Annotated in this window: 23 protein-coding genes; 18 read left to right on the forward strand and 5 right to left on the reverse strand. The window is 65.1% G+C overall.

Going from position 1 to position 21,269, the window contains the following annotated elements:
• Nucleotides 1-138 precede the first annotated feature (138 nt).
• The 6 genes from ACFOW6_RS03090 to ACFOW6_RS03115 all read left to right on the forward strand — a co-directional run bounded on the left by ACFOW6_RS03090 (nt 139) and on the right by ACFOW6_RS03115 (nt 5,274).
• On the forward strand, nt 139-732 hold the full coding sequence (locus ACFOW6_RS03090) for a shikimate kinase (RefSeq protein WP_382420861.1): 594 nt from the start codon (nt 139-141) through the stop codon (nt 730-732).
• Complete coding sequence (gene aroB / locus ACFOW6_RS03095; RefSeq protein ID WP_382420862.1) at nt 719-1,852, forward strand: 3-dehydroquinate synthase; 1,134 nt, start codon at nt 719-721, stop codon at nt 1,850-1,852. Before ACFOW6_RS03090 ends, aroB begins: the two co-directional genes overlap by 14 nt.
• 51 nt (nt 1,853-1,903) lie before the next feature.
• The gene (locus ACFOW6_RS03100; RefSeq protein ID WP_382420863.1) at nt 1,904-3,202 is read left to right on the forward strand and encodes an HlyC/CorC family transporter; all 1,299 of its coding nucleotides are present in this window, start codon (nt 1,904-1,906) and stop codon (nt 3,200-3,202) included.
• 183 nt (nt 3,203-3,385) lie between these two features.
• Nucleotides 3,386-3,832, forward strand: a complete 447-nt coding sequence (locus tag ACFOW6_RS03105; protein ID WP_382420864.1) for a CBS domain-containing protein — start codon at nt 3,386-3,388, stop codon at nt 3,830-3,832.
• Between the two features lie 77 nt (nt 3,833-3,909).
• Nucleotides 3,910-4,455, forward strand: coding sequence for a DUF2889 domain-containing protein (locus ACFOW6_RS03110; protein ID WP_382420865.1), 546 nt, complete (start codon nt 3,910-3,912; stop codon nt 4,453-4,455).
• Nucleotides 4,456-4,590: 135 nt separating this feature from the next.
• Nucleotides 4,591-5,274: a CsgG/HfaB family protein gene (locus ACFOW6_RS03115; protein ID WP_382420866.1), complete on the forward strand. Its 684-nt coding sequence runs from the start codon at nt 4,591-4,593 to the stop codon at nt 5,272-5,274.
• 96 nt (nt 5,275-5,370) lie between these two features.
• On the opposite strand, the gene ACFOW6_RS03120 is transcribed toward ACFOW6_RS03115, so the two are convergent.
• The gene (locus ACFOW6_RS03120; RefSeq protein ID WP_382420867.1) at nt 5,371-5,688 is read right to left on the reverse strand and encodes a BolA family protein; all 318 of its coding nucleotides are present in this window, start codon (nt 5,686-5,688) and stop codon (nt 5,371-5,373) included.
• Between the two features lie 113 nt (nt 5,689-5,801).
• Between ACFOW6_RS03120 and ACFOW6_RS03125 the strand changes: the two genes are divergently transcribed.
• The 6 genes from ACFOW6_RS03125 (at nt 5,802) to ACFOW6_RS03150 (ending at nt 11,103) form a co-directional block, all read left to right on the forward strand.
• Complete coding sequence (locus tag ACFOW6_RS03125; RefSeq protein WP_382420868.1) at nt 5,802-6,707, forward strand: DMT family transporter; 906 nt, start codon at nt 5,802-5,804, stop codon at nt 6,705-6,707.
• Nucleotides 6,708-6,798: 91 nt separating this feature from the next.
• Nucleotides 6,799-7,386 (forward strand): J domain-containing protein, encoded by a 588-nt coding sequence (locus ACFOW6_RS03130; protein WP_382420869.1) that lies wholly within the window; start codon nt 6,799-6,801, stop codon nt 7,384-7,386.
• Between the two features lie 54 nt (nt 7,387-7,440).
• Nucleotides 7,441-8,442, forward strand: a complete 1,002-nt coding sequence (gene cobS, locus ACFOW6_RS03135; protein ID WP_382420870.1) for a cobaltochelatase subunit CobS — start codon at nt 7,441-7,443, stop codon at nt 8,440-8,442.
• A gap of 24 nt (nt 8,443-8,466) precedes the next feature.
• Nucleotides 8,467-10,350, forward strand: coding sequence for a cobaltochelatase subunit CobT (gene cobT / locus ACFOW6_RS03140; RefSeq protein WP_382420871.1), 1,884 nt, complete (start codon nt 8,467-8,469; stop codon nt 10,348-10,350).
• Between the two features lie 202 nt (nt 10,351-10,552).
• Nucleotides 10,553-10,789 (forward strand): DUF2061 domain-containing protein, encoded by a 237-nt coding sequence (locus ACFOW6_RS03145; RefSeq protein ID WP_382420872.1) that lies wholly within the window; start codon nt 10,553-10,555, stop codon nt 10,787-10,789.
• 107 nt (nt 10,790-10,896) lie between these two features.
• Entirely contained in the window at nt 10,897-11,103 is a 207-nt protein-coding gene (locus ACFOW6_RS03150) for a DoxX family protein (protein ID WP_382420873.1), read from the forward strand.
• A 16-nt stretch (nt 11,104-11,119) separates the two neighbouring features.
• Here ACFOW6_RS03150 and ACFOW6_RS03155 read toward each other — a convergent pair whose 3' ends face one another.
• Nucleotides 11,120-12,139, reverse strand: coding sequence for a nucleotidyltransferase family protein (locus ACFOW6_RS03155; RefSeq protein ID WP_382420874.1), 1,020 nt, complete (start codon nt 12,137-12,139; stop codon nt 11,120-11,122).
• Nucleotides 12,140-12,533: 394 nt separating this feature from the next.
• On the opposite strand from ACFOW6_RS03155, the gene ACFOW6_RS03160 reads away from it, so the two are divergent.
• Both ACFOW6_RS03160 and ACFOW6_RS03165 read left to right on the forward strand, forming a co-directional pair.
• Entirely contained in the window at nt 12,534-13,232 is a 699-nt protein-coding gene (locus ACFOW6_RS03160; protein WP_382420875.1) for a GntR family transcriptional regulator, read from the forward strand.
• 104 nt (nt 13,233-13,336) lie between these two features.
• The gene (locus ACFOW6_RS03165; RefSeq protein ID WP_382420876.1) at nt 13,337-14,248 is read left to right on the forward strand and encodes a dihydrodipicolinate synthase family protein; all 912 of its coding nucleotides are present in this window, start codon (nt 13,337-13,339) and stop codon (nt 14,246-14,248) included.
• 27 nt (nt 14,249-14,275) lie between these two features.
• Here ACFOW6_RS03165 and rlmN read toward each other — a convergent pair whose 3' ends face one another.
• Together rlmN and ACFOW6_RS03175 are read right to left on the reverse strand one after the other, a co-directional pair.
• A complete protein-coding gene (gene rlmN / locus ACFOW6_RS03170) occupies nt 14,276-15,412 on the reverse strand; it encodes a 23S rRNA (adenine(2503)-C(2))-methyltransferase RlmN (protein WP_449267348.1) in 1,137 nt (378 codons plus the stop codon).
• A gap of 131 nt (nt 15,413-15,543) precedes the next feature.
• Complete coding sequence (locus tag ACFOW6_RS03175; RefSeq protein WP_382420878.1) at nt 15,544-16,086, reverse strand: invasion associated locus B family protein; 543 nt, start codon at nt 16,084-16,086, stop codon at nt 15,544-15,546.
• 257 nt (nt 16,087-16,343) lie between these two features.
• Between ACFOW6_RS03175 and ACFOW6_RS03180 the strand changes: the two genes are divergently transcribed.
• The 3 genes from ACFOW6_RS03180 to ACFOW6_RS03190 all read left to right on the forward strand — a co-directional run bounded on the left by ACFOW6_RS03180 (nt 16,344) and on the right by ACFOW6_RS03190 (nt 19,564).
• On the forward strand, nt 16,344-17,027 hold the full coding sequence (locus tag ACFOW6_RS03180; protein ID WP_382420879.1) for a sigma-70 family RNA polymerase sigma factor: 684 nt from the start codon (nt 16,344-16,346) through the stop codon (nt 17,025-17,027).
• Between the two features lie 2 nt (nt 17,028-17,029).
• Entirely contained in the window at nt 17,030-17,716 is a 687-nt protein-coding gene (locus tag ACFOW6_RS03185; RefSeq protein ID WP_382421007.1) for a ChrR family anti-sigma-E factor, read from the forward strand.
• 135 nt (nt 17,717-17,851) lie between these two features.
• Nucleotides 17,852-19,564 carry a sensor histidine kinase gene (locus tag ACFOW6_RS03190; protein WP_382420880.1) on the forward strand — a complete coding sequence of 571 codons (1,713 nt, stop codon included), beginning with the start codon at nt 17,852-17,854 and terminating at the stop codon, nt 19,562-19,564.
• On the opposite strand, the gene ACFOW6_RS03195 is transcribed toward ACFOW6_RS03190, so the two are convergent.
• Nucleotides 19,561-20,109 (reverse strand): RNA methyltransferase, encoded by a 549-nt coding sequence (locus tag ACFOW6_RS03195; RefSeq protein WP_382420881.1) that lies wholly within the window; start codon nt 20,107-20,109, stop codon nt 19,561-19,563. The two genes, ACFOW6_RS03190 and ACFOW6_RS03195, sit on opposite strands and share 4 nt — an antisense overlap.
• A gap of 110 nt (nt 20,110-20,219) precedes the next feature.
• On the opposite strand from ACFOW6_RS03195, the gene ACFOW6_RS03200 reads away from it, so the two are divergent.
• Nucleotides 20,220-21,260, forward strand: a complete 1,041-nt coding sequence (locus tag ACFOW6_RS03200) for an asparaginase (protein WP_382420882.1) — start codon at nt 20,220-20,222, stop codon at nt 21,258-21,260.
• Nucleotides 21,261-21,269: the final 9 nt, after the last annotated feature.

Consider the following 21,269-nt stretch of genomic DNA (forward strand, 5'->3'; position numbering starts at 1 on the left):
TGATTTCTCCAGGCACGGATGCTAGGTTTTGACTATGACCAAACTACGGCATATCCCTTGCGGGACATCCGTTGGAAAGATATCGGCGAAGCTGCGCAGGTGCAACGCTGTCGCGCGAAGTGAAGGAGGGTTTCCGTCATGACCGGCAGCCCGGCATCACAGCTGCCTGATCTCCTGAAACGGAGCAAGCGGGACAAGATCGTGCTGGTCGGCCTCATGGGGGCCGGAAAGTCCTGCGTCGGCCGGCGTCTGGCCACACGGTCCGGCCTGGCCTTCCTCGATGCCGACAGCGAGATCGAGACCGCGGCCGGCTGCAGCATTCCCGAGATATTCGCACGCGACGGCGAGGAGGCCTTCCGCGCAGGCGAACGCCGGGTGATCACGCGCCTGCTCAAGAACCCGGAGCCGGCAGTGATCGCGACCGGCGGAGGCGCTTACATGAACCCCGAAACCCGGGCCGAGATCCGCAGGCACGCCTTGGCGGTCTGGCTGCGTGCCGAGCTCGACGTGCTGGTCCGGCGCACCGCCAAGCGGGACAACCGGCCGCTGCTGAAGAACAGCAATCCGCGCCAGGTGCTTGCCGAGCTGATCGAGACCCGCTATCCGGTCTATGCCGAGGCCGATATCACGGTGGAGAGCCGCGAAGGCCCCATCGACACAACCGTCGACGACGTGATCGCCGCACTGGAGCATGCGGTCCGGAACGAGGAGGACCCTCTTGCACGCGCCTGAACGCCTGCCTGTGGAGCTGGGCGAACGCAGCTACGATATTCTGGTGGGTGAAAGGCTACTGGCAACGGCCGGCAGGCATATCGCCCAAGTCTCGGGCACACGCAAGGTGATGATCGTCACCGACGAGACCCTGGCTGAGCTGCATCTTGCAACACTGGAGCGCGCCCTGGACGAGGCGGGAATCTCCTATGACGCCTTCGTGGTGCCCGCCGGCGAGGCCACCAAGTCCTTCGCGCAGCTGGAGAGACTCTGCGAGCGCCTGCTCGAGGCGGGCCTGGAACGCCAGACCCCCCTGGTCGCGCTGGGCGGCGGCGTGATCGGCGACCTCACCGGCTTCGCCGCGGCCGTCCTGCTGCGCGGCACACCCTACATCCAGGTCCCGACCACCCTGCTGGCCCAGGTGGACTCCTCCGTGGGCGGCAAGACAGGTATCAATACGGCCCAGGGCAAGAACCTGGTCGGCAGCTTCCACCAACCCCGGCTGGTGCTGGCGGATACCGACGTTCTCACCAGCCTGTCACGACGCGAACTGCTGGCCGGCTATGCCGAGGTCGTGAAGTATGGCCTGATCGACGATCCGGCCTTCTTCACCTGGCTGGAGGGGCACGGGCGGCGCCTGATCGCCGGGGATCCGGCGGCGCGCAGCCACGCTATCCTGACCTCCTGCACCAGCAAGGCACGTATCGTGGCCGCCGACGAGCGGGAGGGCGGCGTGCGCGCCCTGCTCAACCTCGGCCATACCTTCGGCCATGCCCTGGAGGCCGAGTGCCGCTATGACGGCGACCTGCTGCACGGCGAGGCCGTGGCCATCGGCATGGTGCTCGCCTTCGAGCTCTCGGCCCAGCTGGGCCTCTGCCCGGCCGAGGACGCCGACCGTGTGCGCCGCCACCTGGCCGCCGTGGACCTGCCGACCAGCTTCGAGCGGCTGGCCCATCGCAGCTGGGATCCAGAGGTCCTTTTGGGCCACATGCGCAAGGACAAGAAGGTCCAGGATGGCCGCCTGACCCTGGTGCTCGCGCGCGGCATCGGCCAAGCCTTCCTGACCCAGGAGGTGCGCGAGGAGGATATCCTCCACCTGCTGACCGAGGAAATCACCCAGACCGCCCTCCTGGAAAGCTGACTTAACGAACGCCAGACGCGTCCAGTTCCCCCCAAGGATCGACCCAAGACCATGGAAACCTCCATCATCCTCAGCCTGGTAGGCATTCTGATCTGCCTGGTGCTCTCGGGATTCTTCTCCGGCTCCGAGACGGCGCTCACCGGGGCCTCCCGCCCGCGTATCCACACCCTGGCCCGTCAGGGCGGCAAGGGCGCCAACACCGTCCTGAAGCTCTGGGACAGCAAGGAACGCATGCTGGGCGCCATCCTGCTGGGCAACAACCTGGTGAACATCCTGGCCTCGGCGCTCGCCACCTCGGTCCTGATCTATTTCTTCGGCGAGGCGGGCGTGGTCTATGCCACCTTCGGCATGACCGCCATCGTGCTGATCTTCTCGGAGGTCCTCCCCAAGACCTTCGCGCTCAATCACGCCGACAAGATGGCGGTCACCGTCGCGCCCATCATGCGCGTGATCGTCATGCTCTTCAGTCCCATCACCCAGATGGTCCAGTTCCTGGTCACGCACGCGCTCAACCTGCTGGGCGCCGGCCCCGACTCGGGACATGCCGGCGAACGCTGGGAGGAGGAACTGCGCGGCGCCATCGACCTGCACACCGGCACCGACGAAGAGGAAAGCCGCCACGAGCGCGAGATGATGCGCTCCATCCTGGATCTCGCCGACGTCGAGGTCGCCGACATCATGGTTCACCGGCGCAACGTGCTGACCCTCAACGCCGACGACCCACCGGGCAAGCTGCTGGACCAGGTGCGTGAAAGCCCTTATACGCGCCTGCCCCTGTGGCGCGATTCTCCGGAGAACATCGTTGGCGTGCTACACGTGAAGGCATTGTTTCGAGCCCTCCAGGCAGAAGAGTCGGAGATCCAGGACCTGAACTTCCTGGCGATTGCCGGCACGCCCTGGTTCATTCCCGAATCCACCGACCTGCTCTCGCAGCTGCAGGCCTTCCGCAGCCGCAAGGAGCACTTCGCCATCGTCGTCGACGAATACGGCGAGATGCGCGGCATTGTCACACTGGAAGACATCCTGGAAGAGATCGTCGGTGAGATCAGTGACGAGCACGACCTGCACATCGAGGGTCTCGAGGTCCAGAGCGACGGCTCGGCCATCGTCGCCGGCACCGTTACCATCCGCGACCTCAACCGCCAGTGCGACTGGCAGCTGCCCGACGACGAGGCCTCCACCATCGCCGGGCTGGTGCTGCACGAGGCCCGCCGCATCCCCGATGTGGGCCAGGCCTTTTCCTTCCACGGATTCCGCTTCGAGATCCTGGGCCGTCAGCGCAACCAGATCACCCTGCTGCGCGTCACACCGCAGGAGGAGGAGGACGAGAAGCAGGAGGACGAGGAGTAAGTTCACGGGAAGTCCAACCGGAACGGCTCCGTAGTCTCAGGCATCCCGTCCGGCCATCGGGCGACTCGAAAGCGACACGCGGCGGGATTCGCAAGCCGCTTGACCCCGTTTCAGAAGGCTTTCAGACTATTCTCAGGAGTTTCCCCGGGTATCGTCCCGGCGGACCTGGTACAGGAGGACGCCATGCAACGTCGTGTAGTCCCTGATATCGTCAGCAGCCAGAAGCTGACGACCTTTTCTCCCGACACCACGGTGCGCGACGCCGTGGCCCTCATGAACGAGCGCTCCATAGGCGCGATCCTGGTCATGAATGACGATCAGCTGGCCGGCATCTTCACCGAGCGGGACCTCTTGCGCCGGGTCGTGGCCGCCTCGCGCGACCCCGACACCACCCGCCTGGACGAGGTGATGACGACCGATCCCGATACGCTGACGCCCAAGGCCACGGCCATGGAAGCCCTGTTGCTCATGCGCAGCCGCGGGTATCGACACCTGCCGGTTCTCGAGAACGACAAGCTGATCGGTATCGTCTCGATCCGCGACCTCTTTGCCGCGGTGCAGGAGGAGCTGGAACAGGACGTGCGCCAGCGCGATGCCCTGCTGTTCGACACCGGTTACGGCACCGGATAGGCCGGCTGGCTTGCGTCGCCCTCGGAGCGGCGCTATGCCTTGCCCCTTGCATGGACATGGCATGAGGGACCGACAGCATGGCGCTTCCCCCGCCCGCAGAACGTGAGCAACTGCACACGCGCCGCTATCATTTCGAAGGCTTCCGCCGCACGGACAGTCTCTGGGACATAGAAGGCCGGATCATCGATACCAAGCACTACGCCTTCGAGAACCGGGACCGCGGCACCGTCCAGCCCGGCCAGCCGCTGCACGAGATGGCCGTGCGCCTGACCCTGGACGACGACTTCGTGGTGCACGACATCGTCGCCGACACCATGGCCTCGCCCTTCAGTATCTGTTCCGGCGTCACGCCCAATTACAGGAACCTGATCGGCGCGCAGATCGGCCCCGGCTGGCGCAAGGCCCTGCGCCAGGCCGTCGGCGGCTCCGACGGCTGCACCCACATCACCGAGATGCTGGGTGCCATGGGCACAGTCGCCTACCAGACCTACGTCTCGGACAGCGACTCCTCGAACCGCGACGGCAAGCCCCGCCGCTCGAGCCTGGTCAACAGCTGCCACGCCTTCGCCGCCGACGGACCTCTGGTCAAGGAATTCTGGCCGGATCAGTATACGGGGGAATAGGGCAAAAACCGCCGCGATTGAATCGTCTGGGTCGAAGCGTTTGTGGACTACCGCCGTGGCGGGAATTTGATTTGACTCGAAAATTTGCCCATTCATACTGCTCGTCGATTATCAATTCTGTTTCAGGGGGCAAACATGAGGAACGGGATTCTCGCGACTATCGGGATTCTATTCTCGGCACTTGTACTTACGAGCTGTGCCCAGACCGAAGGGAGCAGTTCCTTCAATCAGACCTACAACTTCCGTGACAGCTCGCGCATTGCCGTCGTCGCCGTCGAAGGGCTGGGCGCCAACGAGGCAGCCCAGACCCAAGTCAGCAACATGGTCACCCAGGACCTGATGAGCAAAGGCTATTCGCCGATCGAACGCCAGCGCGTGCGTGAAATCATCGACGAACAGGACTTCCAGCTCAGCGATCGCACAACGGCCTCGGGCGCGGCCCGCATCGGCCGCATCCTGAACACCGATCTCGCCATGATCATCAGCATTCCGAGCTATAGGGAGGACATGAGCCTCAGCGCCCGTGCGGTTGATGTGCAGACAGCCGAGATTGTCTGGACCGGTTCGGGCTCCGGCACCACGGGTGATGGCATGAACCAGGCCTTGGGTGCCGTCCTCGGCGCTGCAGCCGGCGCCGCAACCGGGGCTGCGGTTACTGAACACGATACCACCGGCGCCCTCATCGGCGGCACGGCTGGTGCTGCAGGCGGCGGTCTGACCGGTGCGGCCCTGACCCCGCGCAAGGAAGAGCAGATGCGGGAACTGGTGACGAAGGTGATGGAAGGCTTTCCGAGCCGCATGACCACAACCGGCTCATAAGCATTCCACAGAACTCCGGGCCGCAGGCGTCGCATTGCGGCCCGGACATTTCAGAGCCTTGTCCGGATCGACTCAGGATCCGGCGAGGCTCTTTTCCTATCCGGCATCCTCCTCCGGCGTCAGCGTTCGCAGCTGCAGGGCGTGGACGCTTTCGGCCAGTTCCTCGGACAGGATCTCGTAGACCCGGCGTTGGCGGGCAACGCGGGACATGCCCTCGAACACCTCGGACACCACTTCCACGCGGAAATGGGTCTCGCCGCCGGGGCGCCAGCCGGCGTGCCCCTCGTGCTTGTGAGAGTCGTCGGCGACCTCGAGGCGCTGCGGGGCCAGGGCCTCGCGCAGCTTCTCCTCGATAAGCTGCTTCATCGAAGCGGCGCGCCCGGCGCCGGAGGTGGAGTCGGAGGGCATGGACATCTCGGCTTTCCCGCGTTAACGCTCAATTCCCGCTTTCATCGGGTGGCTGTCCTGCAAGGCTGAGAACCCGCCGGTCGCCTGTCAAGCAAACAGCATAGGGGTGGTCTTACAGCATGTCCCTGCGTGGCGCCTACCTCCTGCTCGGGGCGGTCATCCTGCTCTGGGGCAGCAACTGGCCGATCATGAAGATCGGATTGAACGAGGGCCTGCCGCCCTTCTGGTTCGCGGTCAGCCGCCTGTTCCTCGGCATGGTCACGCTGCTGCTTCTCCTGGCCGCCCTCGGGCGGCTGAAGCTGCCGCAGCGCCGCGACCTGCCGGTCATCCTCACCGTCGGGCTGCTGCAGGTCGCCCTCTTCCTGGGTGCCATCAACTTCGCCCTGCAGTTCGTCGAGGCCGGCCGCTCCTCGGTTCTGGCCTACACCACGCCGCTCTGGGTCACCCCCGCGGCGATCCTCCTCCTCGGCGAACGGCCCTCGCGCCTCAAAGTCGCGGGGCTCCTGCTGGGCCTGATCGGCCTCGTTGCCCTGTTCAATCCGCTGGCCCTGAACTGGAGCGACAGCGACGTGGTGATCGGCAACATGATCCTCATGCTGGCCGCCGTCGGCTGGGCCATCGCCATCCTGCATGTGCGCGGCCACCGCTGGAGCGGGTCGGTGCTGGAGATCATTCCCTGGCAGATGATGGTGGCGCTGGTGCCGCTGACCGTGCTGGCCCTGGTGTTTGAGGGAGACTACCGTCCCCAGCTTTCCGGCACGGCCTGGGTGGTGATTGCCTACAACGGGCCCATCGCCACTGGCTTCTGCTACTGGGCCACCATCACGGTCACGCGCAGCCTGCCGGCCATTTCCACCTCGCTGGGCCTGCTGGGTGTTCCCATGGTGGGCGTCGGCAGCTCGGTCCTGCTGCTGGGCGAGCGGCTGACCCCCAGCCTGCTGCTGGGCCTTGTCGGCATCGTCGCCGGCCTGGCGCTGGTGAACCTGGCCGACCTGCGCGCGCAGCAGAATGGCCCGCGCGACTGACTGCATCAGGTTCCCGGCCGGGCCGATCATCTTCGCCCGGCATCTTGTCAGTGATCGAAGCGCCCCTCATACTTGGACCATGATGGCACGCATGCCCCGAATGGACGACCTGCACGCGGACGGCGGGCAGGCTGGCGAGGCAACCCGCATCTGCGACCACCCCGACTGCGGGGCGGTCGGCGCGTACCGGGCACCTGTCTCGCGCGAACGGCTGAACGAGTATCGCTGGTTCTGCCTGGAGCATGTGCGCGCCTACAATGCCGCCTGGAACTATCATCGCGACATGGACCCCCGGGACGTTGAAGCCGACCGGATGAAAGCCTACACTTGGGATCGTCCAACCTGGCGGATGGGCAACGGACAGACCGACCTGCGCGACGCGGAAGCCGCGGCCAGGGCCCAGGCGGAAGAGCTGGCCGGTCGCCGCCGGCGGCAGAAACAGCGTCATCAGGCAGGCAGCAGCGCTCATCAGTCGACCGCCCAGCCCGAAAGCGACCGGGACCGTGCCCTGCAGGCACTGGGCCTGTCGTCGCCCACGACCTGGGCAACCATACGCCAGCGTTACCGGGCGCTTGTCAAAAGCCTGCATCCCGATGCCAATGGCGGAGACAAGGTCGCCGAGAACCGCATGAAGGCCGTGAACGAGGCTTACAGTATTCTCAAGACCCTTTATCTCTGAAGGGCATCACACCAGCTTAGTGACAACAGGAAAGTCCAAGGAAAACTTAGCAACATGTCCGAAATGACAGAGAATGGCGCCAGCGAACTGCCGAAGGGCGCACCCGACATCAACGTTTCCGTGCGCCAGACCTTCGGCATCGACAGCGACATGATGGTGCCGGCCTACTCCCAGGAATGCGACTACGTGCCCGACGGCGATTCGACCTACCGGTTCGACCGCGACACTACGCTCGCCATCCTGGCCGGATTTGCCTACAACCGCCGTGTCATGATCCAGGGCTATCACGGAACCGGAAAGTCCACGCATATCGAGCAGGTGGCCGCGCGCCTGAACTGGCCGACGATCCGCATCAACCTGGACAGTCACGTCAGCCGTATCGACCTGATCGGCAAGGACGCCATCGTGCTTAAGGACGGCAAGCAGGTCACCGAGTTCCGCGAGGGGCTGCTGCCCTGGGCGCTGCAGAATCCCACGGCCCTGGTGTTCGACGAGTACGACGCCGGGCGCGCCGACGTGATGTTCGTGATTCAGCGCGTGCTGGAGGTGGACGGCAAACTGACCCTCCTGGACCAGAACAAGGTCATCCATCCGCATCCGGCCTTCCGGCTGTTCGCCACGGCCAACACCATCGGCCTGGGCGACACCACCGGCCTCTATCACGGCACGCAGCAGATCAACCAGGGCCAGATGGACCGCTGGAACATCGTGGCCACGCTCAACTACCTGGAGCACGATGCCGAAGAGGAGATCGTCCTCAACAAGCTGTCGTCCTATGACACCAAGGAAGGCCGCGAACGCGTGCGCGCCATGGTGGCCGTGGCGGACCTGACGCGCAGCGGCTTCATCAACGGCGATATCTCCACGGTGATGAGCCCGCGCACCGTCCTCACCTGGGCCGAGAACGCGGAGATCTTCAAGGATGTGGGCTTCGCCTTCCGCGTCACCTTCCTCAACAAGTGTGACGAGATCGAGCGCGGCACGGTGGCCGAGTACTATCAGCGCTGCTTCGGGACGGAGCTGCCGGAAACCGGTATCCAGGCAACCCTGGTGTAAGCGGCGTGACGTACGGAGTTCGGCATGAGTTCGGGTGAGTCCCCCATCGACCGCTTCAAGCGCGTGACATCCGCCACCATGCGGGCGATGTCCGAGCACGACGATATCTCGGCGAGCTTCTCGCCCTCTGGCCGCGGCCTCCAGGGCACGGAAGCGCGCCTGCCGATGCCGTCGCGCGACCTGCCGCCGGAGGACGTGGCGCTGGTGCGCGGTGAAGCCGACTCCATCGCCCTGCGCCTGCGCTATCACGACAGCGGCGTGCATGCTACCCAGCAGCCGACCGATGGCGAGGCCCGCAGCGTCTTCGACGCCGTGGAACAGGCCCGCTGCGAGGCTCTGGGCATGCGGCGCATGACGGGCTGCACGCTCAACCTCGATGCCGCGCTGGAGGAGAATTACCGCAGCCGAGGCCTCAACCAGGTCAGCGATCACAATGACGTCCCGCTGTCCGAGGTCCTGCGCCTGATGGCCCGCGAGGCGATTGCCGGAAAGCCCTTGCCGCCGTCGGCCCAGCGCCTGGTGGAGAGCTGGCGCGGCCACCTGGACCCCCAGATCTTCCGCGACATCGGAGCACTCCAGGAAACCGCCAACGACCAGGAGGAGTATGCCCGCCAGGTGCGCCAGATGCTGCAGCACCTGAACCTTGATGCCGGGACCGAACCTGAACCGAACGAGGACCAGAGCGAGAGCGAGCAGGAAGGCGAGGACAACGCCGGCGAAGACGATCAGAGCCGCGGCGAAGGCGGTGAGAAGGACTCCGAGGAGTCCCAGGCCGCCGAGACCGGCGAGATGGAGGATCAGGACAGCGGCGAAGGCCAGGACGGCGAGGAGGCCGTCGAGAGCGAGGGCGAGACCGACGAGGGCGAAGGCGCCGAGGAACCTGGCGCCCCGAACCGCCCGCCGGAGTGGGACGACCGCCGCAACTCCACGCCCGAGGACGCCTATCGCGCCTTCACGACGGAATTCGACGAGGTGGTCGATGCCGCCAGCCTCTGTGACCCGGAGGAGCTGCAGCGCCTGCGCCAGCTCCTGGACCAGCAGCTGGCCCATCTGCAGGGCGTGATCGCGCGCCTGGCCAATCGCCTGCAGCGGCGTCTTATGGCCAAGCAGACACGGGCCTGGGAATTCAACCTCGAGGAAGGCCTGCTGGACACGGCGCGCCTGGCGGGCATCATCGCCAACCCGACCCATTCCCTGTCCTACAAGCACGAGAAGGACACCGATTTCCGCGACACGGTAGTCACCCTGCTGATCGACAACTCGGGCTCCATGCGCGGCCGGCCCATCTCGGTGGCGGCCATGAGCGCGGACATCCTGGCGCGCACCCTGGAACGCTGCGGGGTCAAGGTCGAGGTCCTGGGCTTCACCACACGCATGTGGAAAGGCGGCCAGTCACGCGAACGCTGGGTCTCGGCGGGCAAGCCGGCCCTGCCCGGCCGTCTCAACGACCTGCGCCATATCGTCTACAAGGCGGCCGACGAGCCCTGGCGGCGCTCGCGCAAGAACCTGGGCCTGATGCTGCGCGAGGGTATCCTCAAGGAAAACATCGACGGCGAGGCCCTGCTCTGGGCGCACAACCGCCTGCTCGCCCGCAACGAGGCGCGGCGCGTGCTGATGGTGATCTCCGACGGCGCGCCGGTGGACGATTCCACCCTGTCGGTCAACCCGGGCAACTACCTGGAAAAGCACCTGCGCGAGGTCATCAACTATATCGAGACCCGCAGCCCGGTGCAGCTGACCGCCATCGGCATCGGCCACGACGTCACCCGCTACTACAAGCGGGCGGTCACCATCGTCGACGCGGAACAGCTGGGTGGCACCATGCTGGAGCGCCTGGCCGAGTTGTTCGACGAACCGGCGCTTCAGGACGCGCGCGCACGCCAGACCCAGAAACGCCGCGCCGGCTGACTCGCCCAGGCCCTGTCGATCCGCTGAACGGGTTTGGGGCCGCCGCTGCCCGGCTGTGCACTGTAGGGAATGCCAAGGCATTCTCGCCTGCGCGTGACTGACCCCCGTACTTTTTCACCAGATGCGGCAGGACTCCCTTGACTGTTTGCAAATCGTTATTATAATCATTCTAAGAAATGAAGGAGAGTCCAAGGTGACATCCATGAAACGCGATCTGATCAAGACACTCAGCTATGGCTTCTTCCACATCCTGGTGGGCTTCAGCATCGCGTTCGCCCTGACAGGCTCGGTCGCGATCGCCAGCGGCATCGCGCTGATCGAGCCCATGGCCAACACGGTCCTCTATTTCTTCCACGAACGCGTCTGGAAACGCCTGGGTCGTCGCAAGCAGACAGATGCCGAAGACCTGTCCCGGCACCACCGGGGCGCCCATGCGTGAAAACGGCAAGGTCGGCAGGCTCCGCCAGGGGCGCGTTCCCAACCGACAGCCCTTGCGCTAGGCTATGAGCTGAAGATCAGTTCGCTTTCCAGGAGGAGAGAGACGTTATGGAAAACACCATGAGCGTCTGGACTCCGCGCATGCTCAGTATCCTGCGCATCGTGTCGGCCCTCATCTTCCTGGCGCACGGCACCCAGAAGCTGCTGGGCTTCCCACGCAGTGAAGGCACGGTCGCACCCTTCTCGGTTCATACCAATCACATGGTTTACAGTTTCATGAGGGTGGCCGGCGCAGACTTTTGCTGCGCCAGATAGGAACCTTATCAGTGTGCTAAACTAAGGCCGATAGCCGTTCTGCCGTCTCAGGCATACGTTTCAAACTTGACTTGATCCGGTCATGCCAACGCGGACCACGCGATAGCGCGTCTTCATAGGCTTCTGCGAGTTCGTCTGGGCGGTCTTCGGAAAGGACCGCCACAAGGAACTCGGCTTGGGCCCGGTCCTTTCGGGACTTCAACTGATTGGGCCCGCTGCGGCGCCGATCGGCCACGATCAGCTTATGAATCGCGAAACGCTCGGGCCGGGGGACCTGGACCAGAACGCCGGAGCGGTAGAGAGCAACCGCATGGATCGGGTCCGCGATCAGAAAGTTCAGGTAGTTTAGAGCTTGGGCACTTACCCCCAAAGCAGGTAGCGGCTTAACCTTTTCGTCGCCGAAGGCCGGCGTCAGAAACTCGACCATTGCTTCCGAGTGGCTCTGTCGCCATTTCCAAACCTGTCGATCGTTTATACCGGGAACCGGGTCAAATTTGAGCAATTTGAGGATTTCGGCAGGGTTCTCTTCGACCTTGTCTTCCAGAACAACCGAGAGCCGTTCGAAACTGGCGAAATCAATGTCTCCGGTTTGGGCCAATTCCTCGTAATCCATGCGCACCCCGAGCTCGCCCTGGTAGAGGCTATAAGCCGATGTTCCCACGAGGGTGCCACCAAGTCGGAACATTCCTGCTCGAGAAAAGGCGAGAAGTATCGAACCGGTTTCCCGGTCCGTCGTTATGAAGCCTTCGGCCCGGAGCGTCTTGGCGAGCCTGGTCATCCGCTTTCGTCGGGCTTCCCTGTCGGCTTTCAGCGTTTCCGCGCGTTCCAAGCGCGCCCGCAGCTCCGGTTTGTCTTCGCCCAGGTACCGGCTCATCATCTCGGTGCCGATCCGGAAGCGTTCGTAGAGATAGGTTCGGCCGTTACGTTGCCGCTCCTCAATGGTGCCCACCAGGTTTGAAGCCCTTTCGTCGAGATGGAGACGGAGCAGGTCCTGGTAGGCCACCACTGCCGGACGACTGTGAGCAGAAATTTCCATGTCTCGCCGCTTCTCGCTTTGTGTGCATCAATCTATAATTTGATACACACAGGCGTTTTGTGCATCAAAAAAATTACTGATGCGTACAAATCTTTCCGGAAGACAGGCTGTCTCGACTGTGGGTGTGATTCAGTGCTTGCGCAGGGCGTCGAGGCTCCAGGGGGGCATTCCGATCACATGGTTTACACCTCCGGCATTTGGGAAGGTCCCGAACAAGCTGTAAGCCATCTGCGTTTGGCAATCTGCCGATACTCAGCAAGGGCGAACAGGCCTGTACTTGCCCTTGAGACGCTTTCCCCATAGCTCTGCTGCTCCCATTTTGCCTGTTTCCCTTGGCCGGGATCATGCTTATACCTTGTGAGAATTGAGACTTCGCAAGGAAGGAGCGGCCACGATGACGGCCGTTGGGATGGAGCAGACGGAGGTTCGTGAGGAGACCGGCAGCGGCCAGGCCAAGATCGAGAGCCTGGCGGAGCGCGCCTATCGCCTGCTGGAAGAGCAGATCGTTACCCTGAAGCTGCAGCCCGGCCAGGTCATTTCGGAAACGGAGCTGAGCCAGGCCCTGGGCGTCTCCCGCACACCGCTGCGCCAGGCGCTCCAGCAGCTGGCCAACGACAATCTGGTGGTGATGATGCCGCGCCGCGGCCTGTTCATCAGCGAGATCAACCTGAGCGACCACCTGAACCTGCTGGAGACACGCCGGGCGCTGGATGCCCTGCTGGTGGCCAGCGCGGCGCGCCGGCGCCAGCCCGAGCACTGCCGCGAGATGCTGGATTGTGCCCGCGACATGCGCGAGACGGCCGAGGTCGGCGACACCACCGCCTTCATGCGCCCGGACAAGCGTTTCGACAGCCTGCTGAAGGAGGCTGCCGGCAATCGCTTCGCGGCTGCGGCGGCCGCGCCCCTGCACGCGCACTGCCGGCGCTTCTGGTTCCTGCACCGCGTGGACAGCCACCTGCAGACGGCCGCCCGGCTGCACTGCGACCTGATCGACGCCATCGTGGCCGGCCAGCCCGCGTCGGCCGAGCAGGCAAGCAACGCCCTGGTCGACTACCTGCTGGAGCTGTCGCAACAGGCCCTGGAGGTACAGTGACGGGCCACGGAATGTGGGTGGCGCGCATTTTTCCTTGAGATAATTGTATACAATCGATAACTGATTGGTGAGACCCCACAGTCGAGAAGCAAGGAGGCCAGACCATGACCAGCAATTGGAGCGGCGTCTTCCCCGCCGTCACCACGAAGTTCCATGCCGACGAAAGCCTCGACATGGGGGAGATGGAGAAGAACTTCCGGGCCCAGGTGGAGGCCGGTGTGGACGGCCTGATCGTCTGCGGCTCGCTGGGCGAGGCCAGCACGCTGGAGCCGGACGAGAAGCTGGAGATCGCGGCCCTGGCGCAGAAGGTCAGCGCCGGGCGGGTGCCGGTGCTGCTGACCGTGTCCGAGCGGCGCACGCGCACCGCCTGTGACGTGGCGGCCCGGGCCGAGGCCCAGGGCCTGGACGGCCTGATGGTCCTGCCGGGCATGCAGTACGTCTCGGACCCACGCGAAACCATGGCCCACCTGCAGGCGGTGGCCGGGGCCTCGACCCTGCCCATCATGGTCTACAACAATCCCGTCGCCTACAAGGTGGACGTCAGCGTCGAGATGTTCGCGGAGCTGGCGGCGAACGAGCGTTTCGTCGCCATCAAGGAATCCTCCGACGACGTGCGCCGGGTCACCCGCCTGATCAACGCCATGGGCGATCGCTACCGCATCTTCTGCGGGGTCGACAATCTGGCGCTGGAAGCCCTGACAATGGGCGCCGACGGCTGGGTGGCCGGGCTGGTGGACGCCTTCCCCGAAGAGACGGTGGCGATCTATCAGCTCTTCAAGGCCGGGCGCCTGGAGGAAGCGCGCGAGATCTACCGCTGGTTCGTGCCGCTGCTGGAGCTGGATGTCTCGACGAAGCTGGTGCAGAACATCAAGCTGGCCGAGGCCAAGGTCGGCCTGGGCACCGAGCATGTCCGCGCGCCGCGCCTGCCGCTGGTCGGCGAGGAGCGGGCCCATGTGGAGGCCGTGATCGACGCCGCGATGAAACGGCGTCCGCAATTGCCGAAACTGGCGGCCTAACCGCGCGAGCGGGGACAGCAGGCGGGATCAGGTGGACGCCGGGGCGGCGGCCTGTTCCCTTTGCTCCTTGAGGATTTGCGAGCGGCGCTTCTTCTGGCTGTCGCTCTTGAGCTGGCCGCAGGCGGCATTGATGTCGCGTCCGCGCGGCGTGCGCACCGGCGCGGAGTAGCCAAGCTCCGCCAGGCGATCGGAAAAGGCCTCGATGGCCTCCCACGACGAGCACTCGTACTTCGTGCCCGGCCAGGGATTGAAGGGGATCAGGTTGATCTTGGCCGGAATGTCGCGCAGCAGCTCGGCCAGGCGCTCGGCCTCTTCCAGGGAATCGTTGACGCCGTCGATCATCACGTACTCGAAGGTGATGCGCCGGGCGTTGTGGACCCCCGGATAAGTCCTGCAGGCTTCCAGCAGGTCCTTCAGCGGGTACTTCTTGTTGAGCGGCACCAACTCGTTGCGCGTCTCGTCGTCGGTGGCGTGGAGCGAGACCGCCAGGTTGACCCCGATCTCCTCGCCACAGCGCTGCATCATCGGAACGACACCCGAGGTGGACAGGGTGATGCGCCGGCGCGAGAAGGCCAGGCCGTGGGAATCGGTGGCGATCTTCAGCGCCGTGGCCACGTTGTCATAGTTATAGAGCGGCTCGCCCATGCCCATCATGACGATGTTGGTCAGCCGCCGGCCTTCCTTGGGCGAGGGCCATTCGCCCAGGGTGTCGCGGGCCAGCATGATCTGCCCCAGCACCTCGCCGGCGCTCAGGTTGCGCACCAGGCGCTGGGTGCCGGTATGGCAGAAGCTGCAGGTCAGCGTGCAGCCCACCTGGCTGGAGACGCAGAGCGTGCCGCGGTCCTCCTCGGGAATGAAGACCATCTCGGCCTCGTTGCCATCGGCAAAGCGCAGAAGCCATTTCTGGGTGCCGTCCGTGGAGACATGATGCGAACTCACGCCCGGACGGGACACGACGGCATGCTGCGCCAGCTTCTCCCGGAATGTCTTGGACAGCGACGACATCTCGGCGAAATCCGTGGCGCCGCGATGATAGAGCCAGTGCCAGAGCTGCTTGGCGCGGAACTTGGGCTCGTCCAGCTCGATGACGGCCGCTTCCAGGGCGTCATAGGGCAGGCCAATGAGCTCGCGCGGCGCCGGCGCATGGCCGGACTCCTCCGACATCGCCTGCGCCTCCCGGGCGCGGGCGTCGGCTGTGCCGTCCATTGGGGCAGAGGTCTCTGGCAGTGTGCTCATGGGCCCTACCTACGCTTCCTCTGGCCCGCGTTCAAGCCTTCACGGAAAGTGCTCCGGACTCAGGCGTCGGGACAGGCCTCCTGCATGGCGCCATAGGAGGCCGTGAAACCACGCAGGGAATAGGTGTCCGTGGTCAGTGTGCCGCGATTGGAGGTGCCCTTCACCACCATTTCCAGCCCTTCCTTCATGGCCTCGATCATCTCGGCATCCGCGCCCGGCTCGTTGGGCAGCCAGGCGGCATCGTCCTGGGTGAAGAAGCGGAACTGCTGGCTGCCGTCCAGGGTGACTTCCACCGCGCTGTCCTCCTCGTAGGTATAGCCGGCAATGAACGAGACCTCCGGGTCGCGATTGTCGGCCGGGCGCAGGGTGACGATGGCAAACGCGTTGCCCCGCCGCGTGTAGTTGCCCTCGGACTTGGTGGGTACACTGGCGATGAAACAGACGGGATCGCCGTTCTCGGTGGTGGTGTAGGCCGACCAGTCGCGATAATCGCCGATGCGCTTGACCGATTGCGCAGCCGCACTTCCGGCGAAGCTTGCACCGGCCAGGGCCAGGACAGCGAGGGTCAGGAAGCTGTTACGTAAGGTCGCAGTAATCTTCATGATGCGGATTCCGCTCGATTGGCCTTCGTTCTCCAGGACGATCCTTCTTACCAAGGTTTGGAGGCTTCGACGTCCGAGCGCAAGCCCTTTCAAGCCTCTGCCAAAATGAAGCCAAATTTGAAGCTGCATGCAAGCTTTGTTGTCTAAAATGCGGTTTAATCTGCGCTTTTGAACCCGCAAGAGCAAGAGCAGAAAAAATCCGCCTTTGCGGTGCCGCAGGGATGATCCGGAAGAGTGCTGTCTGCGTAGAAGCCGGCATGGAACAGAGCGTCGACCTACTGGAACGGCCGGTGGAGAACGCGTTCACGACAGGTAGCGAAGCTGTTGCAGCGGCGGCAGGAATCGCTTTTCATGGACGCATGTCTCTTACCGATGACAGTTCCGCCCTTCGACCCGCCGGTCATGCCATCCTGTTGCAGGCCGTGGCCGAGCAGGGCGACCGGGAGGCCTTCGCCGAGCTGTTCGCCTATTTCGCACCACGTTTGAAGGCCTATCTGGTGCGCCTGGGGTCGGACAGCGGTGCGGCAGAGGAACTGGTGCAGGAGGTCATGATACTGGTCTGGCGCAAGGCGGCGAGTTTCGATGCCAACCAGGCCAGCGTCAGCACCTGGATTTTCACGATCGCCCGCAACAAGCGGATCGACGCGCTGCGGCGCGACCGCCGGGGCGAGTTGGACAGCGAGGACCCATTGCTGCAGCCGGAGGCGGAACCTTCGGCCGACAAGGCCGTGGAGGCGCGCCAGGACAGCGAGCGCGTCCGGGCCGCACTGGAGCAGTTGCCGCCGGAACAGGCGGAGCTGATCCGCAAGGCCTATTTCGAGGACAAGGCCCATGGTGCGATCGCACTGGAGAGCGAGTTGCCACTGGGTACGGTGAAATCACGCCTGCGCCTGGCCCTGGGTCGGTTGCGCAGAACCCTGAAAGAGGATGAGCAAGAGTGAACATGCCGGTTCATCATGCACCGGAAGAGCTGCTGTTCGATTACGCACGCGGCACGCTCAACGCGCCGGCCGCGCTGGTGATCGAGACGCACCTGGCGTTGGATCCGGAAAGCCGCAGCCACGTGAAGGATTACGACTGCATCGGCGGCCTGCTGCTGGAGGACCTGGAGCCCGCCGAGGTCAGCTCGGACTGCTTCGCAGAGGTCATGGCGCGACTGGAGCAGGACGAGGAACGCAGCCAGACTGAAGCGCCGGACGAGGACACGGCCGATGACGAGGGTGTGCACGACGCGGCGTCACTCCTGCCGCGTCCCCTGCGCCGGTATGTGGGCAAGGAATTGGACGGCCTGCCCTGGCGGCGGGTCATGAGCGGCCTGGAAGAAGCCGATCTGGAGGCCGGGGAAGACGAGGGAACGCGCTGGCGACTGCGCCTGATGCGCATCGCCCCGGGCACGAGCGTGCCTCGGCATACCCACAAGGGCGTGGAGTATACGCTGGTCCTGCAGGGCGCATACAACGACGAGAGCGGGCGCTTCGCGCGCGGCGACCTGCAGGTGGCGGACGCCGAGGTCGACCATCGCCCGACCGCCGAGCCGGGAGACCCCTGTCTCTGCCTGGTGCTGACCGACGCGCCACTCAGGTTCACCGGGCCCTTCGGGCGCCTCCTCAATCCGTTCATCCGCTACTGATAACCTCGGCTGGAAAGGACAGCCCACGTCGCCATCCTTTCCAGCCCCGGTGACAAGGCGCCGGCCCGCTGTGTCGCACCGGCAATCGCTCTGGTTGCTAATCACTTGTTCACTTTCCCCGTCCAGGATCGCTTCATGACGAAGCGCTACTACCTTGCCCTGCTGGCGATGCCCACGCTGGATCTGCTGCTCTCCGGGCTGTTCGTGAGCCTGGCCGGCATGCCGCAGGCGCTGCTCTACCGCCTCCCCGAGATTCTGGTCATCCTCTTGGCGGTGAATCTTGCGGGCGGCTGGTGGCTCCACCGTCCCATCGCTCGGTTCCTTGCCGGCACGGGCGAGGCCGAACCGGCGCTGACGGCCCTGGAACGTCTCGCGCCGCGTGCCGGAGCCTGGTGCCTGATGGTAGCCGCGATCTTCTCGATCAGCGCCTTCCTGACGACCCCCTTCCTCGTGCACGGACTGGAGCCGAGCGGCGAGGTCCTGCTGATCCTGATCGCCCGTGCTGTCGCCTGGTGTGTCCTCCTGCCCTACACGGCCTATTTCCTGATCCTGGACTATACGCGCCGGATGCGACGGCTGTTCTTCCTCGACTATGGTCTGCCGGTGCGGCCGGGGCAGGCCACGCTCGGCGGCAAGATGATCCTGATCGCGGCAGGCGGAATTCTGGTCCCCCTCGGCTCCATTGCCGTCACCCTGCTGTTCGTGCCAGAGGTCTCGCCGCTGACCGGCCAGCCGCGCGAGACGATCATGGGCGTGACGCTGCTGGGTGCGGCCGTGGCTTCCGCCATCGCGATGCGGGCCATCCTGCTGTCCGTGCACCAGAGCCTGGGCACGCTGACCGAGGGCATGCAGCGGATGCAGGCCGGCGATTTCGAAGCGCGGATCCCCGTCGAAAGCGACGACGAGCTCGGCCAGCTGGCGGACAGCTTCAACACGCTGGCGGCCGCCCTCAAGCAAAGCCGTGAAGAAGCGGCACTCCAGCAGGCCCAGCGGGAAAAGGCGGACCGGCTGTTCCACGAGGCCCAGAAGCGGGACGCGGTAGGCCGCATGGCGGCCGGCATTGCCCATGACTTCAACAACATCCTGGGCATCATCCTGGGCTACGGCGACATGTTGAAGGACAGCCTGCGCCCGGACGAGACAGGCCACAGAGGCGTCGACGAGATCATCACGGCGGCCGAAAGAGGACAGGCGCTGATCGGGCGCATCATGACCTTCACGCGCAGCGAGGAACCGGCGCGGCAGGTTCTGGACCTGAGAGAGGTTGCCACGGAAACGGTCGAGTGGCTGCGGGTGACGCTGGCACCGGCGGAACTGGACCTGAAATCCTCGAACGACTCCTTGCCGGTGGAGGGCGACCCCGTCGAGCTGCACCAGGTCCTGGCCAATCTCTGTGTCAACGCCGCCCAGGCGATGAAAGACTCGCCGGGCCGGATCCGCATAGAGGTGGGGTTGCTGGAGATCGACGGCGGGCGTGCGGCGAGCCTGCGAGACAGCGGATCGCATGAAGACCCGCCGCGTCTCCTGCAGGAGGGCGGTACCGGCGAGGCGCACCGGACCTGGATCGGCCTGCTGGCAGCCGGTCCGCATGCCCGGCTGAGCGTCGCGGATGCGGGCATCGGCATGGACGGGGAAACCCTGCAGTATATCTTCGAGCCCTATTTCACCACCAAGGTCGTGGGGGAAGGCACGGGGCTCGGCCTGGCCGCCCTGCTGGGCATCATCCTCGATCACCAAGGAGCGATCGCGGTCACGACACAACCCGGCGCAGGGACGGAGTTCGAGATCTACCTGCCGCTTGCCGTCCTGGCCGCCGGGGTGCGGCAGGAGGAACTCGCCTGCTCCTAGCTGGAGCTCGAATCCGGGGTCTTGCTGCGGATCTTCTGGGCGCCGTGGACGTGCGGCTCCAGCGGGTCCGGCCGCACAAGGCTGCTGGCCGGGCGCGGCGGGAAGCGGCCCATGACCCGCACGCGGTCGTACATCACAAGCGCGCCGGCCAGGGCGACATTGATGCAGAACTCCGTCGGGATCTTCACCACGACATCGCAGCGCGCCTGCATCTCCGGCGACAGGCTGCCGCGTTCCGGCCCCAGGACATAGGCGGCCGCCACGGGGTGCTGGAAGCTGGGCAGGTCGATGGCGTCGTCGGTCAGCTCGACGCCGACCAGGCGGCAGTGGCGCGGCAGGGTCAGCGCCTCGATATCGGGAAAGTGATAGACGGGCAGGTGCTCAGCCGCCGACGAGGTGTCGGACAGGCGCACCTCCCGCTGCTTGAGGTTGGCGGCGACGGTGAAGAAGAAGCTGGCGCCGAAGGCATTGGCCGAGCGCTGCAGGCTGCCGAGGTTCATGGACTTGCTGATCCGCTCGACACCGATTCCGAAATATCCACGCATGGGGCGGAACTTGCACAGTCCGGAGCCTTTGGGCAAGGTCCTTGTCGCCGCAGTCCGCACCCGGATGCGGCGCCTCATGAGACCCCTCGTTCATCAAGGATTGCCAATCCATGTCGTCTTCCGCGCCACAGTCCGACAGCGGCTCACCCAATCCCGTGCTGGTGGAGGTCACCCGCGGGGACCTGGTGGAGAGTCGTCACCGGGCCGCCGTTGCCGTGGTGGATGCAGCCGGCAGTGTCCTGATGTCCGCCGGCAACATCGGCCATCCGGTCTATCCGCGCTCGGCAATCAAGCAGCTGCAGGCGCTGGCCCTGGTGGAGAGCGGCGCCGCCGAGGCCTTCGGCTGCAGCGATGCGGAGATCACCCTTGCCTGCGCCAGCCACAACGGCGAGCCGCGGCATGTGGAGGTGGCGCAGGCCTGGCTGAAGCGCCTGGGGCTTTCCGAAACCGACCTGGAGTGCGGCGCCCACGCGCCCAAGGACACTACGGCGGCCGAGGCCCTGTTGCGCGCCGGCGAGAGCCCGACGACCCTGCACAACAACTGCTCGGGCAAGCATGTGGGCTACCTGGCCACGGCTCTGCACCTGGGCGCGCCGACGCGGGGCTATATCCGCATCGAGCATCCGGTGCAGCAGCGCATCCTGGGTATCCTGGAGATGATGAGCGGCTGCGAGCTGCGCAATGCGCCGCGCGGCATCGACGGCTGCGGCATCCCGCAGATCGCCATTCCGCTGAGCCATGTGGCGCTGGCCTTCGCCCAGTTTGCTGATCCCGTGGACCAACCGGAGCGCCGCCAGGCGGCCTGCGAACGCATCTGTTCGGCCATGGCGGCGCACCCCTTCCTGGTGGCGGGCAGCAATCGCTTCTGCACACGCGTCATGGAGGCGACGCAGGGCCGGGTGCTGGTCAAGACAGGCGCGGAAGGCGTCTTCTCCATCATCTTGCCTGAAATGGGCATCGGCGTAGCCCTCAAGATCGACGATGGCGCCACCCGCGCCGCTGAAGTCGCGGCGGGCCGGGTGCTGGAGAAGCTGAATCTGATCGATGACGACGCCCGCGCAGCGCTCTCCGACCTGCTGGTCCAGCCGGTGAAGAACGTCGTCGGCCGGCAGGTCGGACAGGTCCGCGTGGCACAGGACAGCCCTTTCTAAGCCGATTTC

This window comes from Fodinicurvata halophila (genome assembly GCF_042651425.1).
Classification (GTDB): Bacteria; Pseudomonadota; Alphaproteobacteria; order Kiloniellales; family DSM-21159; genus Fodinicurvata; species Fodinicurvata halophila.